The sequence below is a fragment of the Paraburkholderia sp. XV genome (assembly GCF_020177535.1).
GTDB classification, from domain to species: Bacteria; Pseudomonadota; Gammaproteobacteria; order Burkholderiales; family Burkholderiaceae; genus Paraburkholderia; species Paraburkholderia caribensis.
In genome coordinates, this window is sequence record NZ_JAGUUD010000043.1 from 47,245 (window position 1) to 62,647 (window position 15,403).

The following is a 15,403-nucleotide window of genomic DNA, read 5'->3' on the forward strand; positions in this document are numbered from 1 at the left end:
GCAGATCGTCTGGCTATTTTTTGCCGCGTCGAAATATGTGGCCGTTGTAAAAATGCCAAATCTCTGCGTGAAACAGATTTGAAAGATATTCGGCTGCCGTTCAGTGTGCGACCATCAATCAACAGCTTTTGAAACGCACAACGATGAACCGGGGGCTCCATGAGTAACCATGTGCTCATTTGGGCGGGGGTGCCGCACAACAGTGATGGCATCGTCTTTCAGGTCAGGGTGGTCCACGGGCTTCAACGTTTCTACTTGTCGCGCCGCGTGCTCGAAGATGTGTTCGACCTCGAACCACGCGCTTCCGACGCAAGACAGCTCGAACTCTTCTACACGTTTCTGACGCGCATCGTGGCGCGCGCCAGCAGCAAGCGGTCGATCGGCGGTTCAGACACAGTTGCGCTCCAGTCAACTGACTTCATCGCATCGGGCAAAATGGAAAATCGATCGACTCTTCATGCGTACGCGGGACGTGAAGGGTAAAACGCCTACGCAGCGGATCCGGAATGCGGGGTTGGTGAGGTCGGCGGGTTTTTTCGTTTTTCACATGCCGATCGGGGCGATCGATCGAACTCACACTGATAGTCGGTGGCTGCGCATCGGTCCGCGCGTGTGCCTGCTGGAACCTTCGATTCTATTCGCTTCTCCACGGACAGCAAGCCATCCGTTGTTTCGAACCCAACACGCTTTTCGTCGCCCGGCAAGTTTGCGCCCGATGTGTAACGATGGGCATGGAACTCGCACCAGTCTGAAGACGCAGGACAACTCAACGGGGAGGGAAGATGAGAGACAACGCCGAGACACTATTCGTCGCTTCCGAGGACATTGCAACAGCGTTGAACCTGCTGGAGAGCGTGGAGGTTGAGATCGGATTCGATAGCGATGATCCCGAGAGCATCGAGCAGGCGATTCTCGCCGTCGAGGAGGCAATCAATACTCGCCTGATCGGCCATCGCGGCGATGCACGTATCGAATCAGCGATCCTTCGCGTCAAATCGGATTTCCGGTGCGCGATCCTGGAGCAAGCCTCGTCCGATGAGGACAACGATGGGGCCATCAGCAGCATCCACACCGTGCATTGACTTTTCGACGCGTGTCCACCCGATCGCGCAGTGCGATCGGGTGCAACCGATAGCCCAACACATATGTCTGTGTAGCAAGCTTGACTCTTTTCTTTCTCGTCGGCGCGCCGAGATGGTTCGCATCAGCGTCCCTTAAGAATTGCGCTTTATGATGCCGTCCTCGTTTTGCGACAGCGCCGGTAAGCATGTCGCGAGTCTGCAATATTTATTTCAGCATTACCGGTTCTTCCGGCTTTGATTCCCTGAGACGCGGTATTTTTGTCATTATTCAGAATGCCACCAGGGAACAAGTTCGGCATTCAAAACGCCATTAATTACCGGTGTGTTCGGGCCGCCACAGTCGCGTGCGCCGAATGTAAAGGATCGTTACTCACGTAACGGCGAACCACGAACACGTACCGGGTGTTCACTCCTCCCAGGCGATCCACGGAGCGGCGCGCGCGATGACTGCCGCCGTCGCGCGTACGCATTCGCTTGCCCGCGAGCTCACGCAGATGTTTTCAAACCGTAACAACCCGCCATATTGAGGGGGTCAAGATTCAATTACTTTTTGAGTAACCGATCGCGGCCGTATTTGCGGGGGCGTGGAGCAGTCGGTACTTGTTCGATCTATTCGAGGCGGGTCAACCGATCACATCATGAATCTGAACCTGAAACGGCTCTATCACGTATGCAATCCCGAGCGCGCATGTCTGGACGGCAATCTTCCGTCGCTGCAATGGCGAATTCGTTGCATCGATATTCGTGAACGGCAAGGCGCCGCATTGCTCGCCAATGATCGCGCCGCGGGTTTGATCGAATTTCCCTCGTTGAGCATCCCCGGTGATCTGAATGAAGTCGACGAACTCACGCGAACCAGCGCAGCCATCAGTTGGGTGGCTGTCGTCACCCATGCACATCTCGATGATCCGGAAATTGGCCGGATCGTCCGCACGCGGTGTGTGAGTTATATCCGCTTGCCCGCGGCGGCGGAGATGGTCGCTCAGGAACTGGATCGTGCGTATGAGATGTCCGCTGGCGACGGGAACGAGCATACGAGCGCGAACGTGGGAGCCGTCGCGTTGATCGGCGCAAGCGCGGCGATGGGCGACGTGCGTGCGGCAATCCGTAGCGCGTCGGAACATGAACGGCCTGTGACGTTCATCGGCGAATCGGGCACGGGCAAGACGCTGGCGGCGTCGTCGATCCACCTGGGTTCGTCGCGCCGCGAAGGGCCGTTCGTGTCGATCGATTGCGCGGCCTTCGCACCGGAACGCGTGGAAGCGGAATTGTTCGGGGAAGCGGGCGGCGAGGAGACCGAAGTCGAAGAGGGCAAACAGCGCTCCCGCCTCGGCATGGCGGAGGGCGGCTCACTGTATATCGACGGCATCTGCGAACTGCCGCTGTCGGCACAGCAGCGTCTCGCGGACGTGCTCGATTCAGGAGCGCGCAACGTGCGCATCATCTGCTCGAGCTATATCGACTTGCAGCGCGCTGCAGACGAACATCGTCTGCACGCGCGTCTTTTGTCGTGGCTTGCGCCCGACACGATCACGATTCCTCCGCTGCGTGAGCGCGGCCCGGATATTCGCTTGCTCGCCACGCATCTGCTGAAGAGCTTCCGCTCCGATTCCCGTCATGGGGTGCAAGGTTTTTCCGTGTGCGCGTGGGAAGCGTTCGACGCGCACACGTGGCCCGGCAATCTGCAGGAAATGATCAACCGGATCCGCCATGCAATCGTCGCCAGTGAAGGCCCGCTCATCACGGCCGTTGACCTCGGTTTCGATCGGACCGCGAGCGTGCCGATGCTGAGCGCGTCCGACGATAACGACCAGATTCCCGAATGGCAGGCGGTCGAGCTGGCCATCGCGCGAAATCAGGGCCGGCTCGATGCGGCTGCGTCCGAGTTGCGCATTTCCAGGGTGCTGCTCGCCCGCATGCTGGCCTCGGACTCCCGGCGGTCGGTGGCGGCGCCGGGCGAGTTGCGGATGGATTCCGCGTAGGGTGCAGGGTGGGCGCTGGAATGACGCTCGCCCGCGAACAGGCCCGAACAGACCATTCCGCAATGCGCTTCACGAACAGTTACACAAACCTTTTTTGTGTAGCACCTTGTCACATATCTGCGCGCTATGCTTGCCGTCAACGTCGCGGCGCCTATTTCCGCGTATCTACCCTGGTTATTTTTCTCGACGTTATTTGCCATTTTTTGCGGATTTTTTTATTCCGTCCTATGTTGTTTTTGTGTTACCGGAACCTTCCCTGACCCATGAAAGAGCCCTATCGCGCCGTTCACCGCTATCCGCGTAACGACTCGGGACGCGACTTCGTCGTGGGCGATCTGCACGGTTGCTTCGAGCAATTGCGCGCGGAGCTGGAGGCGCGCCATTTCGATCTGCAACGCGACCGGCTGTTTGCCGTCGGCGATCTCGTCGATCGCGGGCCGCAATCGGATAGCGTGCTGGAGGCCGTCGAGCGCTACAGGATCAAGTCGGTGAAGGGCAATCACGAAGACGTGATCCTACGCTGGCATGCTGGCGAGGAGCAGGCGCTTTCGCTGCTGGGCAACGGCGCGGACTGGCTGCTCGACAGAGCCGACGAACGGGAATGGGTTCATGCGATCGCCGCGTACATGGCATCGCTGCCGTACCTGATCGAGATCGAAACTGAGCACGGGCTGGTTGGCATCGTGCACGCGGATTCGCCCGTATCCGACTGGAACCGGCTGGTCGCCGATATCGAAAGAGAACGGGCGGACGGCAAGACGCGCCGCAAGGCGATCTGGTCCCGCACGCGCTGGAAGGCGCATCAACCGCATCCTTCGCCGTCACGCAACACGTTGCGCAGTCTGCTGGACAAGGCGCGACACAGCGTGCGCGGAGAGGCGCATGCCGTGGGACGGATCGAGAACGTGACGGCCGTGATCGTCGGCCATACGCCCGTGTCCACCGTCACCGCGAAGGACAACGTGATCAACATCGACACGGGCGCTGTCTACGGCGGCAAGCTCACGATCATGGACCTTGCCGACCTGCCGCAGTGGATCGACGTGTCGCCGCGCTCTCCTGTTGCGGACGAGCCAGGCTGGCGCGAGCCGGTCATGGCGAACAGCGCGGCGCGCGCGCAAACGCCTGAGTTGAAGGTCGATACCGCAATGGCTGAAGCGGCCACGAGCGAGACCGACGTCGCACTGGCAGACCATCCTGCACCGTTGGAGATTCCCGCTGCAACGGCGGCGCGTCATGACGACGTTCAAAACGAAGCGCCGCGTCTCGCGCCCGAATCCAGGCCCGCGCCCGAACCGTTGACACCGTTCGTCTCGAACGGCATGCACATCACCGTGCGGATGAGCCTGCACAGCATGGTGAGCGAGGGGCAGCAGGGCGCGAATACCGTCGCCACGCGCCGGCGATAGCGACGACAAGCGTCATTCAATTCGGCGGCGCATGGCGCGCCGTATCCATGCCAAGCCGTCTGAGCAGATCGCGTCCACGCGCGCTGATCTGCAGTGCGGCCATGCCGCCGCGAAGTTCGTGCACTTCGACGAGTTCGTAGTGGCGCAGTGCGAGCACATCGGGCTCGAGCGATTCGATGCGGCGGTCATTGCCATTCAACAGCATGAGCGTCGCCAGTTCGTGAGGGCTCAACATCAGGACACCTCCGTGGACAAGTGAGCGAGCAGTCCGGACATGCTAGTCGGAGGACACGACAGTTTGACTACGGGTGTATTTCATCCCGTTACGCGGTTACGTGTTTGACGGTCGCGAAAGGCGGCGGCCAGTCCCGCGCTTGCAGCCCATGCGTGAATGGCGCGGCGACAAATGGACGACGGGCGTGTAACAGGCTTACGCGCGGGTAAGCCCGTTACAGCAGCCGGAAAGCACGCGCCTGCTTGCGCGGCGTTAGCGTGCGTCATCGGCCGTGGCGCGCCAGGCAGGCGTTTCGTCGTCGACCTGCGAGACCAGCGTTTCGAGCGACAGACCTTTCGTTTCGATACCCATCGCCCACACGGCCAATGCGGCCACGCCGAACGACAGCGCGCCGAGCGTGAACACACCCCCTTGTCCGAAGATTGGCAACACCACGCCGACCGCATAGGGGCCGATCAGCGAGCCGATACGGCCTATCGCCGAAGCAAAGCCGGACCCCGTCGCCCGCGCACCCGTGCCGTAGAGTTCGGGCGTGTACGTGTAGAGCACGGCCCACATGCCGAACAGGAAGAACTGCATCGCGAGGCCGGTGCAGATCAGCAGCGTGACGCTGTCGGCGTGCAATGCCGTCTGGCCATATGCGTAGGCCATCACCCCGCCGCCGACCAGCGACGCGATACACGTCGGCTTGCGCCCCCATCGTTCGACGAGCCACGCGGCGCACAGAAAGCCCGGTACGCCCCCAAGCGAGATGAGCACGGTGTAGAACACCGATTTCGTGACGGCGAAGCCCGCCTGCTGCATCAATGCACCTAGCCACGAGGTGAGACCATAGAACCCGAGCAGCGCGAAGAACCACAGCGCCCATACCATGATCGTGCGCTGACGATAGGCCGCGCTCCAGATTTCACGGAACGCGCCGTGCTTCGAGGGCACGGCCTGATCGGCGAGCATCGACGGCGCGGGCAGCGAACGCAGTCCGCTGGACTTCATCACCTTCGCCTCGATCTGGCCGAGTACGGCATCGGCCTGCGCAAGACGCCCGCGATGTTCGAGCCAGCGCGGCGATTCGGGCACGACGCGCCGCACGATCAGCACGAACACGGCGGGAATCGCAAGCAATGCGAACACGGTGCGCCAGCCGAAATGCGGCAGCACGAAGAACGACACGACGCCCGCCGTGATGAAGCCGAGCGGCCAGAAGCCGTCCATCAGCGCGACGAGCCGTCCGCGCGAAGCCGTCGGCACGAATTCGGACAGCAGCGTTTGCGCGATCGGGAACTCCATGCCCATGCCGATGCCGAGCAGCACCCGGTAGACGATCAGCGCATCGACGCTTTGCGCCGTCGAGCACAGATACGACGCGACGCCCCACAGCACCATGCTCCACTGAAAGACCGGGCGTCGGCCGAAGCGGTCCGCGAACAGTCCTGCGACGGCCGCGCCGAGCACCATGCCGAAGAAGCTCGCGCTCGCGACGAGTCCCGCTGCTGCGCTCGACAAACCGAACTCGGTCTTGATCGAGCCGAGCACGAAGGTCATCGTGCCGAGATCGACGGAATCGAAGAAGAACGCAATCGCGATGATGATGAAGATGGTGCGGTGATAGCCGGAAAACGGCAGGCGTTCTAGACGCGCGGCGGCGCTGGGTCGTGCGATGGTCGGCATGTCATCCCCGGATGGAGGTTGGAAGAGGCCGGCGGTCCAGCGAAGCGCGCTTGCTTCACGGGCCGGCTCCTTCCAGTAGATGCCGCCATTAATCCGTCATATAGAACAGATTCGGCATTGGGATGGTATGTCTGCGCCATCCGGTGTGCGCCATCGGTCATGACGCACACGTTCGCTCATTGCGTATGGGCAGCCACGCTCGGTGCCGGTGCGCGCGCAACATGCTTCCCGCCACGAGCCGGTGCGCCGTTCGCCACATAGTAGGGCGCGTTGGAGCGCGCGAGCGGATCGCGCCCGCGAATGCGGTCCGCGATTTTTTCCGCGAGCATGATGGTCGGCGCGTTCAGGTTGCCTGTGGTGATGCGCGGCATGATCGACGCGTCGACCACGCGCAGTCCTTCGAGACCATGCACGCGCCCTTCGCCATCGACGACAGCCATGTCGTCATAACCCATCGCGCACGAGCACGACGGATGATAGGCCGTCTCGGCACGCGCGCGCACGAACGCGTCGATCTGCGCATCCGTCTGCAGCTCGGCGCCGGGGCTCAGTTCGCGTCCACGGAAGCGGTCGAGCGCCGGCTGCGCGATGATCTCGCGGGTCACGCGGATCGCGTCGCGGAACTCGCGCCAGTCGAGCGCTTCGGACATGTAGTTGAAGAGGATCGACGGATGCGCGTGCGGGTCGCGCGAACGCAGCTTGACGCGCCCGCGGCTCGGCGAGCGCATCGAGCCGACGTGCGCCTGAAAGCCGTGCATCTTGATCGCATTCGTTCCGTTGTAATTGATCGCGACAGGCAGGAAGTGATACTGGATGTTCGGCCACGGGTCGTCGTCGCGCGTACGGATGAACCCGCCTGCCTCGAAGTGATTGCTCGCGCCAATGCCCGTGCCCTTCAGCATCCATTCGATGCCGATGGCGGGCTGGTTGCGCAGCAGCAGTGCAGGGTAGAGCGACACGGGCTCCTTGCACTCGTACTGCATGTACATCTCGAGATGATCCTGCAGGTTCTGGCCGACACCGGGCAGGTCGAGCACGACGGGAATGTCGAACTCGCGCAACCATGCGCCGGGTCCGACGCCCGAGCGTTGCAGGATTTGCGGCGATGCAATCGCGCCGCCGCACAGCAGCACTTCGCGGCGCGCGTGCACGGTGATGCGCGCGTCGCCGTCCAGGTACACCACGCCTTGCGCGCGCTTGCCGCTGAAGAGAATGCGGTCGGTGGTAGCGTGCGTGACGATCGTGAGGTTGGGCCGCTGCTTCGCCTGATCCAGATAGCCGCGCGCGGTGCTCGCGCGGCGGCCGTTCGCCGTCACCGTGCGGTCCATCGGGCCGAAGCCTTCCTGCTGGTAGCCGTTGAGGTCGTCGGTGCGCGGATAGCCTGCCTGCACGCCCGCTTCGATCATCGCTTCGAACAGGGGGTTCACGCCGGGCTTGCTGGTCGTCACGTGCACGGGGCCGTCGCCGCCGTGATAGTCGTTCGCGCCGATGTCGCGCGTCTCGGCCTTGCGGAAGTACGGCAGGCAATCCAGATAGGCCCAGTTTTCCAGGCCTTTTCGTTCGGCCCAGCCGTCATAGTCGAGCGCGTTGCCGCGGATATAGCACATGCCGTTGATCAGCGACGAGCCGCCGAGCCCCTTGCCGCGCCCGCATTCCATGCGGCGATTGTTCATGAACGGCTCGGGGTCCGTTTCATACGCCCAGTTGTAGCGGCGCCCCTGCAGCGGATACGCGAGCGCGGCAGGCATCTGCGTGCGAAAGTCGAAGCGATAGTCGGGCCCGCCCGCTTCGAGCAGCAGCACGGTCGCGTCGCGGTCTTCCGTCAGACGCGTCGCGAGCACGTTGCCCGCCGAACCCGCGCCGATGATGATGTAGTCGTACTCCTTCGCTGCCATGCTGCGCTCCCTCAAAACACGGGCTGATATTTGCCCAGTTCGACCTGGATGGATTTGATGCGCGTGTAGTGCTCGAGTGTCGTGATGCCGTTCTCGCGGCCCACGCCCGATTGCTTGTAGCCGCCCACGGGCATTTCGGCGGGCGACTCGCCCCATGTGTTGATCCAGCAGATACCCGCTTCGAGCCGGTGAATCACCCGATGCGCGCGCGACAGGTTCTCGGTCACGACGCCGGCAGCGAGGCCGTAGATCGTGTCGTTCGCGCGCGCGATCACTTCGTCTTCGTCGGCGAAGCTCAGGATGCTCATCACAGGGCCGAAGATTTCTTCGCGCACGATCTTCATGTCGTCGCGGCAGTTCGAGAACACGGTTGGCTGCACGTACTGTCCGCGCGCGTAATCGCCGTCGGTGATGCGCGCGCCGCCTGTCACGAGCCGCGCGCCTTCTGTCGTTCCGCTTTCGATGTAGCCGAGCACCTTGTCCAGTTGCGCCGCGCTGGCAAGCGGGCCGAAGTTGGTCGACGGGTCGGACGGCTTGCCGATACGGATGCGCTTCACGCGCTCGATCACGCGTGCTTCGAAGGCCGGTTGCACCGATTGATGCACGAACACGCGCGTGCCGTTCGTGCAAACCTGTCCCGCGCTGAAGAAGTTCGCGGTGACGGCGATGTCGGCGGCGCGGTCGAGGTCCGCGTCGTCGAACACGATCAACGGCGACTTGCCGCCGAGTTCCATCGTCACTTCCTTCAGCGACGAGCCGCCCGCCATCGACATCACCTTCTTGCCCGTCTCGACGCCGCCCGTGAACGAAATCTTGGCGATGCCCGGATGGGCGCTCAGCATCGCGCCGACCCGGCCGTCGCCCTGCACGACGTTGAACACGCCGGGCGGCACGCCTGCTTCGAGGTAGATTTCCGCGAGTTTCGACGCGGACAGCGGCGTCACTTCGCTCGGCTTGAAGATCATCGCGTTGCCGGCAGCGAGCGCGGGCGCGGATTTCCAGCACGCGATCTGGATCGGATAGTTCCATGCGCCGATGCCCGCTGTCACGCCCAGCGGCTCGCGCCGCGTATAGACGAACGACTCGGCGCGCAACGGAATCTGCTGGCCCTCGATGGCCGTGGCGAGTCCCGCGTAGTACTCGATCACGTCCGCGCCCGTGACGATATCGACCGCAAGGGTTTCGGCAATCGGCTTGCCCGTGTCGCGCATTTCGAGTTCGGCGAGCGCGTCGTTGCGCTCGCGCAGCAACTCGACGGCGCGGCGCAGGATGCGCGAACGCTGCATGGCCGTCATAGCGGCCCACGCGCGCTGGCCTTCGCGCGCCGACTGCACCGCGCGGTCGATGTCGGCTTCGCTCGCCTGCTGGACGGTTGCGAGCCGTTCGCCGGTGGCGGGATCGAAGGTGTCGAAGCTGACGCCGCTCGTGGCGTCGACATATTCGCCGCCGATGTAGAGGCGTTGCAGGCCGTATCCGGGCATCGGTTTTCTCCTTGAAATGCGGGGTTCGTGGCGCGACGTTATGAGCCGCTTTGCGCCAGCAGCAGGTCGATGTAGTCGTTCGCGAGGCGCAGCGCGGCTTTGGTATCGAATGGATCGCCGGACAGCGCGCCGCGCAGCCACAAGCCGTCGATCATCGCGGCAAGACCGCTGGCGGCGCGGCGTGCCGACGCGCGCGGCAGTTCCTTCGCGAACTCCGCGCACAGGTTCGAATAGAGACGCCGCGTGTTCACGCGCTGCAGACGGCGCAGGGACGGCTCGTGCATGCTTTCGGACCAGAACGCGAGCCAGGTCTTCATCACCGGGCCGCTCACCTGCGAGACGTCGAAATTCGCTGCGACGACGGCGCGCAAACGCGCGCGCGGCTGCGGCTTCGCGGCGATGCGGCGGCGCGTCGTGGCCGCCCACAGGTCGCGCAGGATGTGGCGCATGGTCGCTTCGAGCAGGCCGTCCTTGTCGCCGAAATAATGGCTGACGATGCCCGTCGAAATGTTCGCGCGCTGTGCGACGGACGCGAGCGTGGTGCCCGACAGACCGGACTGGTCGATGGTGAGCAGCGTGGCGTCGATCAGTTGCGCGCGACGCACTTCGCGCATTCCGACTTTGGGCATGGATGACTCGCAATGCTCCCGAAAGCCGTCACTCTAGTCGTTTTTTATTGAACGTTCAATCAATAAAAACCGCGCAAAACGGCTTTGTCGGTTTGGGGAAAACACGTGTCGGTTTTTGAACACTGGCCGACGGGGCAAAGGGACTAACCTCGACTCAGCGCTTTTTTGCGCATTCAGACAAACATGGAGACGAGACGATGAGCAGCAATCGCGGTGTCGTGTATCTGGGGCAGGGCAAGGTCGAAGTGCAGTCGATCGATTACCCGAAGATGGTCGATCCGCGTGGACGCGCGATCGGTCATGGCGTGATCCTGAAAGTGGTGTCGACCAATATCTGCGGCTCCGACCAGCACATGGTGCGCGGCCGCACGACGGCTGAAATCGGCCTCGTTCTAGGGCATGAAATCACGGGTGAAGTGATCGAACTGGGCCGCGATGTCGAAACGCTGAAGATCGGCGATCTGGTCTCGGTGCCGTTCAACGTTGCATGCGGCCGCTGCCAGACCTGCAAGGAACAGCACACGGGCGTGTGCCTGAACGTGAACCCTTCACGCGCGGGCGGCGCGTACGGCTACGTGGACATGGGCGGCTGGATCGGCGGCCAGGCCGAATACGTGCTCGTGCCCTATGCGGACTTCAATCTGCTGAAGTTTCCCGACCGCGACCGCGCGATGGAAAAGATTCGCGACCTCACCTGTCTTTCCGACATTCTGCCGACGGGCTATCACGGCGCCGTGATGGCAGGCGTGAAGCCGGGATCGACGGTGTACATCGCGGGCGCGGGCCCCGTCGGCATGGCGGCGGCTGCGTCGGCGCGTTTGCTGGGCGCCGCGTGCACGATTGTCGGCGACATGAACGAAGAGCGGCTCGCGCATGCGCGTGCCGTCGGCTTCGAAACGGTCAATCTGTCGAAGGACGCGACGCTCGGCGAGCAGATTGCGCAGATCCTCGGCAAGCCGGAAGTGGATTGCGCGGTGGACTGCGTGGGCTTTGAGGCGCACGGCCACGGCAGCCATGGCTCGCGCGAGGAAGCGCCTGCCACGGTGCTCAATTCGCTGATGGACATCACGAAGGTGGCCGGCGCAATCGGCATTCCCGGCCTCTACGTCACCGACGATCCGGGCGCTACCGACGCGGCGGCGAGAAAGGGCAGCCTGTCGATCCGTTTCGGCCTCGGCTGGGCAAAGTCGCATTCGTTTCATACGGGACAGACGCCCGTGATGAAGTACAACCGCAATCTGATGCAGGCAATTCTGTGGGACCGCCTGCCTATCGCGGATATCGTCAATGTGTCGGTTATTTCGCTGGACAGCGCGCCCGATGGCTATCGTCAGTTCGATGGCGGCGCGCCGCGCAAGTTCGTGCTCGATCCGCATGGATTGCTGAAGGCTGCGTGATGCGAACTGGAGGGTTCGCATCGAGCAGGTAGCAGGTCGAAGTCTCCTCTGTCCCCTGTCGTGGACGATGCTGCGTCTCCTTTTGTGAGGAGCGCAGCATTTTTTTGTGTTTCGACGCAATGGGACTGCGCGGCAAGCCGTTAAAAGTCGTGCCGAATCGAGAATGTCGCGCCTCTTTCGTGCGCGTGATTGAGGTTCAGAAGCGGGTCTGCCCTGAAGCTCCAGTCGTCGCTGGCGGCTGCGGGCGGAATGCTTTGAGCGTCGGACGGGAGTCCGAAGCCATACGGCAGGCCCGGAGGCCGGCCAGTCTGAACGCTGTCTAGCGGGGCGAGATACGGGTTGCCTGGCGTATGCCCAACGCGGAACCGCTGTTTACCCGGCGCGATGCCGCCGTTGTCAGGCAGGCCATAAGCCGAATTGGCCCACTGCATCGAGTTCTTCATCACGTAGCGATGCACATGGCGTTGTGGCGCATAGGGCGATGACGCAATGACGGGGTACGAGTAAAACAGGACAAACGGGGAATGCCGCTCAGATGTGACGTGGATGCGATCGTTCGCGAATGAACTCGCGCCAGTCAGAAGCAATAATGCACCGGCAATCCAGCGAGCTGGATTGCGGCGCATCACGAGCCTTATCGAATCGGCGACGAAACTGATCACACTACCGGCCGTCCTTGGTCCATTAGAACCCTTACCGGTTAAGGCATGGATAATCCAATTTAGTTCTTTTTATATTGCCGGTAAAAAATCCCACCGTTTATCCACACGCACCGATTTCTCCACACGCCGTGCAGAAATCGCAACCATCTTTGCGAATCACCGCATTTGCGCCGCAATTGCCGCATTTACGGCCATACATCGTGCGTAATTCCTGAGCGCCGTGTTGCTCCGCGGTATCCTCGATCGTGGAGAGTGCGTGATCTGCCGTCGACGCATTGGGGTTGGTCTGCCCGAGCGGCAGTCGCGCGAGCAGACGCGACGGCACCTGGTTGCCTTCCGCATCGAGAAAGCCGCGCCGGTGCAGTATCTGCTGAAGCGCGTAAGCGAGCGCCGCGACTTCCGAGTCGTGCCAGCGCGGCGAATGGTGCCCGTCCATCCGCTGCACCTCGCCGAGCCTGACCTGGCCCCGGTCCCATGAGACCTTGCGCAAGTCCTGCAAGTTGCGCGCGACGAAACCGCCGCGCGCGGCGAGCGACAGCGAACGCATTGTCGCGGTGATCCATTGCTGCGACTCGTCGCGCTGACCGGCGGGAATGAAGAACTCGATGGGGCGTTCGATTGTCACTTCCTCGCCGCCGACGCGTCCCGTCACTTCGATGAACGACACGGCCAGATACAGCGACTTCTTGCCGGCTGCCGTCAGGTACTCCACTTTCTCGATGATCGCGGGCAATTCCCCTCTCGGCCGATGGTCGATGGCGACGCGCAGCGGGTCGAGATCGATTTCCGCGAGAGCGTCGTCGGGCGTGGCGGCGGGTTCCTGCGTCACGCTGAGCACAGCGCCGAGCGTTTCGTTCGGCCGGTACGTCGCGAGACCTTTCAGGCCGCTTTTCCATGCGTCGAAATAGAGGGTTTCGAAAGCGTCGAACGGATAGTCGGCGGGCACGTTGACCGTCTTCGAAATGGACGTGTCGATATACGGCTGCACGGCGGCCATCATGTCGAGATGATCGCGCGCCGACATTTCGAGCGCGCTGACGAAATAGTCCGGCAGATGGGCGACATCGCCGCCAAGCTCGCGATAAAGACGGTACGCATGATCTTCGACGGCGAACTGCTCGCGGCTGCCGTTCGCCATCACCTTCATGCGCGTGTAGGTCCACGAGAACGCTGGCTCGATGCCGTTCGACGCATTGTCCGCGAACGCCAGGCTGACCGTGCCCGTCGGCGCAATGGAGAGCAGATGGCTGTTGCGAATGCCGTGCGTGCGGATGGCGTTCTTGATGTCATCGGGCAGGCGCGACGCGAACGTGCCTTCTTCCAGATATTGCTTCGCGTTGAAGAGCGTGAAGGCGCCGCGTTCGCGCGCGAGTTCGACGGATGCGCGATACGCTTCGTCGCGCATCAGGCGGGCGATGCGCACCGCGAAATCACGGCCTTCCTGCGAGTTGTAGCGCAGTCCCATCATGACGAGCGTGTCGCCCAGGCCCGTGAAGCCGACGCCGATGCGGCGCTTGGCGCGCGATTCGTCGTATTGCTGCGGAAGCGGCCAGAGCGTCACGTCGAGCACGTCGTCGAGAAAGCGTACGTGGGTACGTGTGCGTTGCGCGAGCGCGTCCCAGTCGAACGACGGCGTGCCGCCATGCCGCTGCGCGAACGGATCGATCACGAAGCGCGTCAGGTTCACCGGGCCGAGGTTGCAGCAGCCGTAAGGCGGCAGCGGCTGCTCGCCGCAAGGGTTGGTGGCGCGGATCGTTTCGACGGCGCGCAGGTTGTTGTCGTCGTTCATGCGCGAGATGAACACGATACCTGGCTCGGCGATGTCGTAGGTCGAGCGCATGATGCGATCGAAGATTTCTTTCGCGCGCCGTTCGCTGTAGACCCACATGCCGTCTTCGCGCTTGTGCATGTCGTTGGCCGCTCGAAGGGCGGGGGTCGGTTCTGCGTGATGCACGAGTTGCCACATCTCGTCGTTTTCGACGGCGCGCATGAATTCGTCGCTGACGGCGACGGAGACATTGAAGTTATTCCATCGGCCTTTCGAATGTTTGGCCTCGATGAATTCGAGCAGATCGGGGTGCGTGCAGTCGAGCACGGCCATTTGCGCGCCGCGCCGGGAGCCGGCGCTTTCGACGGTGCGGCAGGAGGCATCGAATACATCGATATAGCTGCAGGGGCCTGACGCTGACGAACTGGTCGTCTTGACGCGCGCGCCGTGCGGGCGGATGGCGGAGAAGTTGTAGCCGACGCCGCCACCGCGGCGCATGGTTTCTGCTGCTTGCAGCAGCGCGACGTAGATGCCGGGCAAGCCCTGGTCGTCGACGCCTTGAATACTGTCGCCGACGGGTTGCACGAAGCAGTTGATCAGCGTTGCGGCGATGCCGGAGCCTGCGGCGCTCATGATCCGGCCTGCGCCTAGTGCGCCGTTTTGCAGGTTCTCGACGAAGCGGGCTTCGATGGCGGGGCGCAGGGGTTCGGGCTCGGCCATTGCGACGCCGCGCGCGACGCGGCGGTAGACGTCGTCGGCGGTTTGTTCGTCGCCTTTGGCGTACTTTTCTTGCAGGACGTCGAGGGAGAATTGCTGCGGTGCGATGGGAGGGGGTAGTTGCTGCTGGCGCTGCAGTTGCGTCGGTTCGTTGTCGGTGTCAGCCATGAGGAGCCTCGGAGGCAGTGTGCGCGACGCCCGGTCGCTGTGAGGGTTCACCATAACGCACTAGTCCAGGGTGTGCAAACCGCACACGATCGGTTTTTGATGTGCGATGGGTTTGGGTTTTGGTGGGCGTTCATGGTTGGGGGGCTTGTGTTTGTTGATGGTCGGTGTTTTGTGCTTTTCGCTGGGATCCCTATTTGCTTTTGCCTGGGATCCCTATTTGCTTTTGCTTTTGCTGGCATCCGCGTTACGTTAGCGCGCTTCAGGCGTCGCCCCTGTGCGGGGCGGCACCTACTTTTCTTTGCCGCCGCAA

The 15,403-nt window shown here is 62.6% G+C and carries 12 protein-coding genes; 5 read left to right on the forward strand and 7 right to left on the reverse strand.

Features of this window, described 5'->3' with window-relative positions:
- The first annotated feature begins 159 nt into the window (after positions 1–159).
- The 4 genes from KFO72_RS20785 (at position 160) to KFO72_RS20800 (ending at position 4,473) form a co-directional block, all read left to right on the forward strand.
- Positions 160–483: a hypothetical protein gene (locus KFO72_RS20785; protein WP_225032900.1), complete on the forward strand. Its 324-nt coding sequence runs from the start codon at positions 160–162 to the stop codon at positions 481–483.
- 299 nt (positions 484–782) lie between these two features.
- Entirely contained in the window at positions 783–1,082 is a 300-nt protein-coding gene (locus KFO72_RS20790; RefSeq protein ID WP_225032901.1) for a hypothetical protein, read from the forward strand.
- Positions 1,083–1,720: 638 nt separating this feature from the next.
- Positions 1,721–3,064 (forward strand): sigma-54-dependent transcriptional regulator, encoded by a 1,344-nt coding sequence (locus tag KFO72_RS20795; protein WP_225032902.1) that lies wholly within the window; start codon positions 1,721–1,723, stop codon positions 3,062–3,064.
- Positions 3,065–3,327: 263 nt separating this feature from the next.
- The gene (locus tag KFO72_RS20800; protein WP_225032903.1) at positions 3,328–4,473 is read left to right on the forward strand and encodes a metallophosphoesterase; all 1,146 of its coding nucleotides are present in this window, start codon (positions 3,328–3,330) and stop codon (positions 4,471–4,473) included.
- A 16-nt stretch (positions 4,474–4,489) separates the two neighbouring features.
- Here the strand turns inward: KFO72_RS20800 and KFO72_RS20805 are convergent, their stop codons facing one another.
- The 5 genes from KFO72_RS20805 to betI form a co-directional block, all read right to left on the reverse strand.
- Complete coding sequence (locus KFO72_RS20805; RefSeq protein WP_054930712.1) at positions 4,490–4,708, reverse strand: hypothetical protein; 219 nt, start codon at positions 4,706–4,708, stop codon at positions 4,490–4,492.
- Between the two features lie 252 nt (positions 4,709–4,960).
- A complete protein-coding gene (locus KFO72_RS20810; RefSeq protein WP_054930711.1) occupies positions 4,961–6,376 on the reverse strand; it encodes an MFS transporter in 1,416 nt (471 codons plus the stop codon).
- A 176-nt stretch (positions 6,377–6,552) separates the two neighbouring features.
- Positions 6,553–8,271, reverse strand: coding sequence for a choline dehydrogenase (betA, locus tag KFO72_RS20815; protein ID WP_225032904.1), 1,719 nt, complete (start codon positions 8,269–8,271; stop codon positions 6,553–6,555).
- Between the two features lie 11 nt (positions 8,272–8,282).
- Positions 8,283–9,752, reverse strand: a complete 1,470-nt coding sequence (betB, locus tag KFO72_RS20820; protein ID WP_225032905.1) for a betaine-aldehyde dehydrogenase — start codon at positions 9,750–9,752, stop codon at positions 8,283–8,285.
- Between the two features lie 38 nt (positions 9,753–9,790).
- Positions 9,791–10,381 carry a transcriptional regulator BetI gene (betI, locus tag KFO72_RS20825; RefSeq protein WP_007590103.1) on the reverse strand — a complete coding sequence of 197 codons (591 nt, stop codon included), beginning with the start codon at positions 10,379–10,381 and terminating at the stop codon, positions 9,791–9,793.
- Between the two features lie 197 nt (positions 10,382–10,578).
- Here betI and fdhA point away from each other — a divergent pair, with 197 nt between their 5' ends.
- Positions 10,579–11,778, forward strand: a complete 1,200-nt coding sequence (fdhA, locus tag KFO72_RS20830; RefSeq protein WP_225032906.1) for a formaldehyde dehydrogenase, glutathione-independent — start codon at positions 10,579–10,581, stop codon at positions 11,776–11,778.
- Positions 11,779–11,918: 140 nt separating this feature from the next.
- Here the strand turns inward: fdhA and KFO72_RS20835 are convergent, their stop codons facing one another.
- Complete coding sequence (locus KFO72_RS20835; RefSeq protein WP_225032907.1) at positions 11,919–12,440, reverse strand: hypothetical protein; 522 nt, start codon at positions 12,438–12,440, stop codon at positions 11,919–11,921.
- Positions 12,441–12,537: 97 nt separating this feature from the next.
- A complete protein-coding gene (locus KFO72_RS20840) occupies positions 12,538–15,093 on the reverse strand; it encodes an adenosylcobalamin-dependent ribonucleoside-diphosphate reductase (protein ID WP_225032908.1) in 2,556 nt (851 codons plus the stop codon).
- Positions 15,094–15,403: the final 310 nt, after the last annotated feature.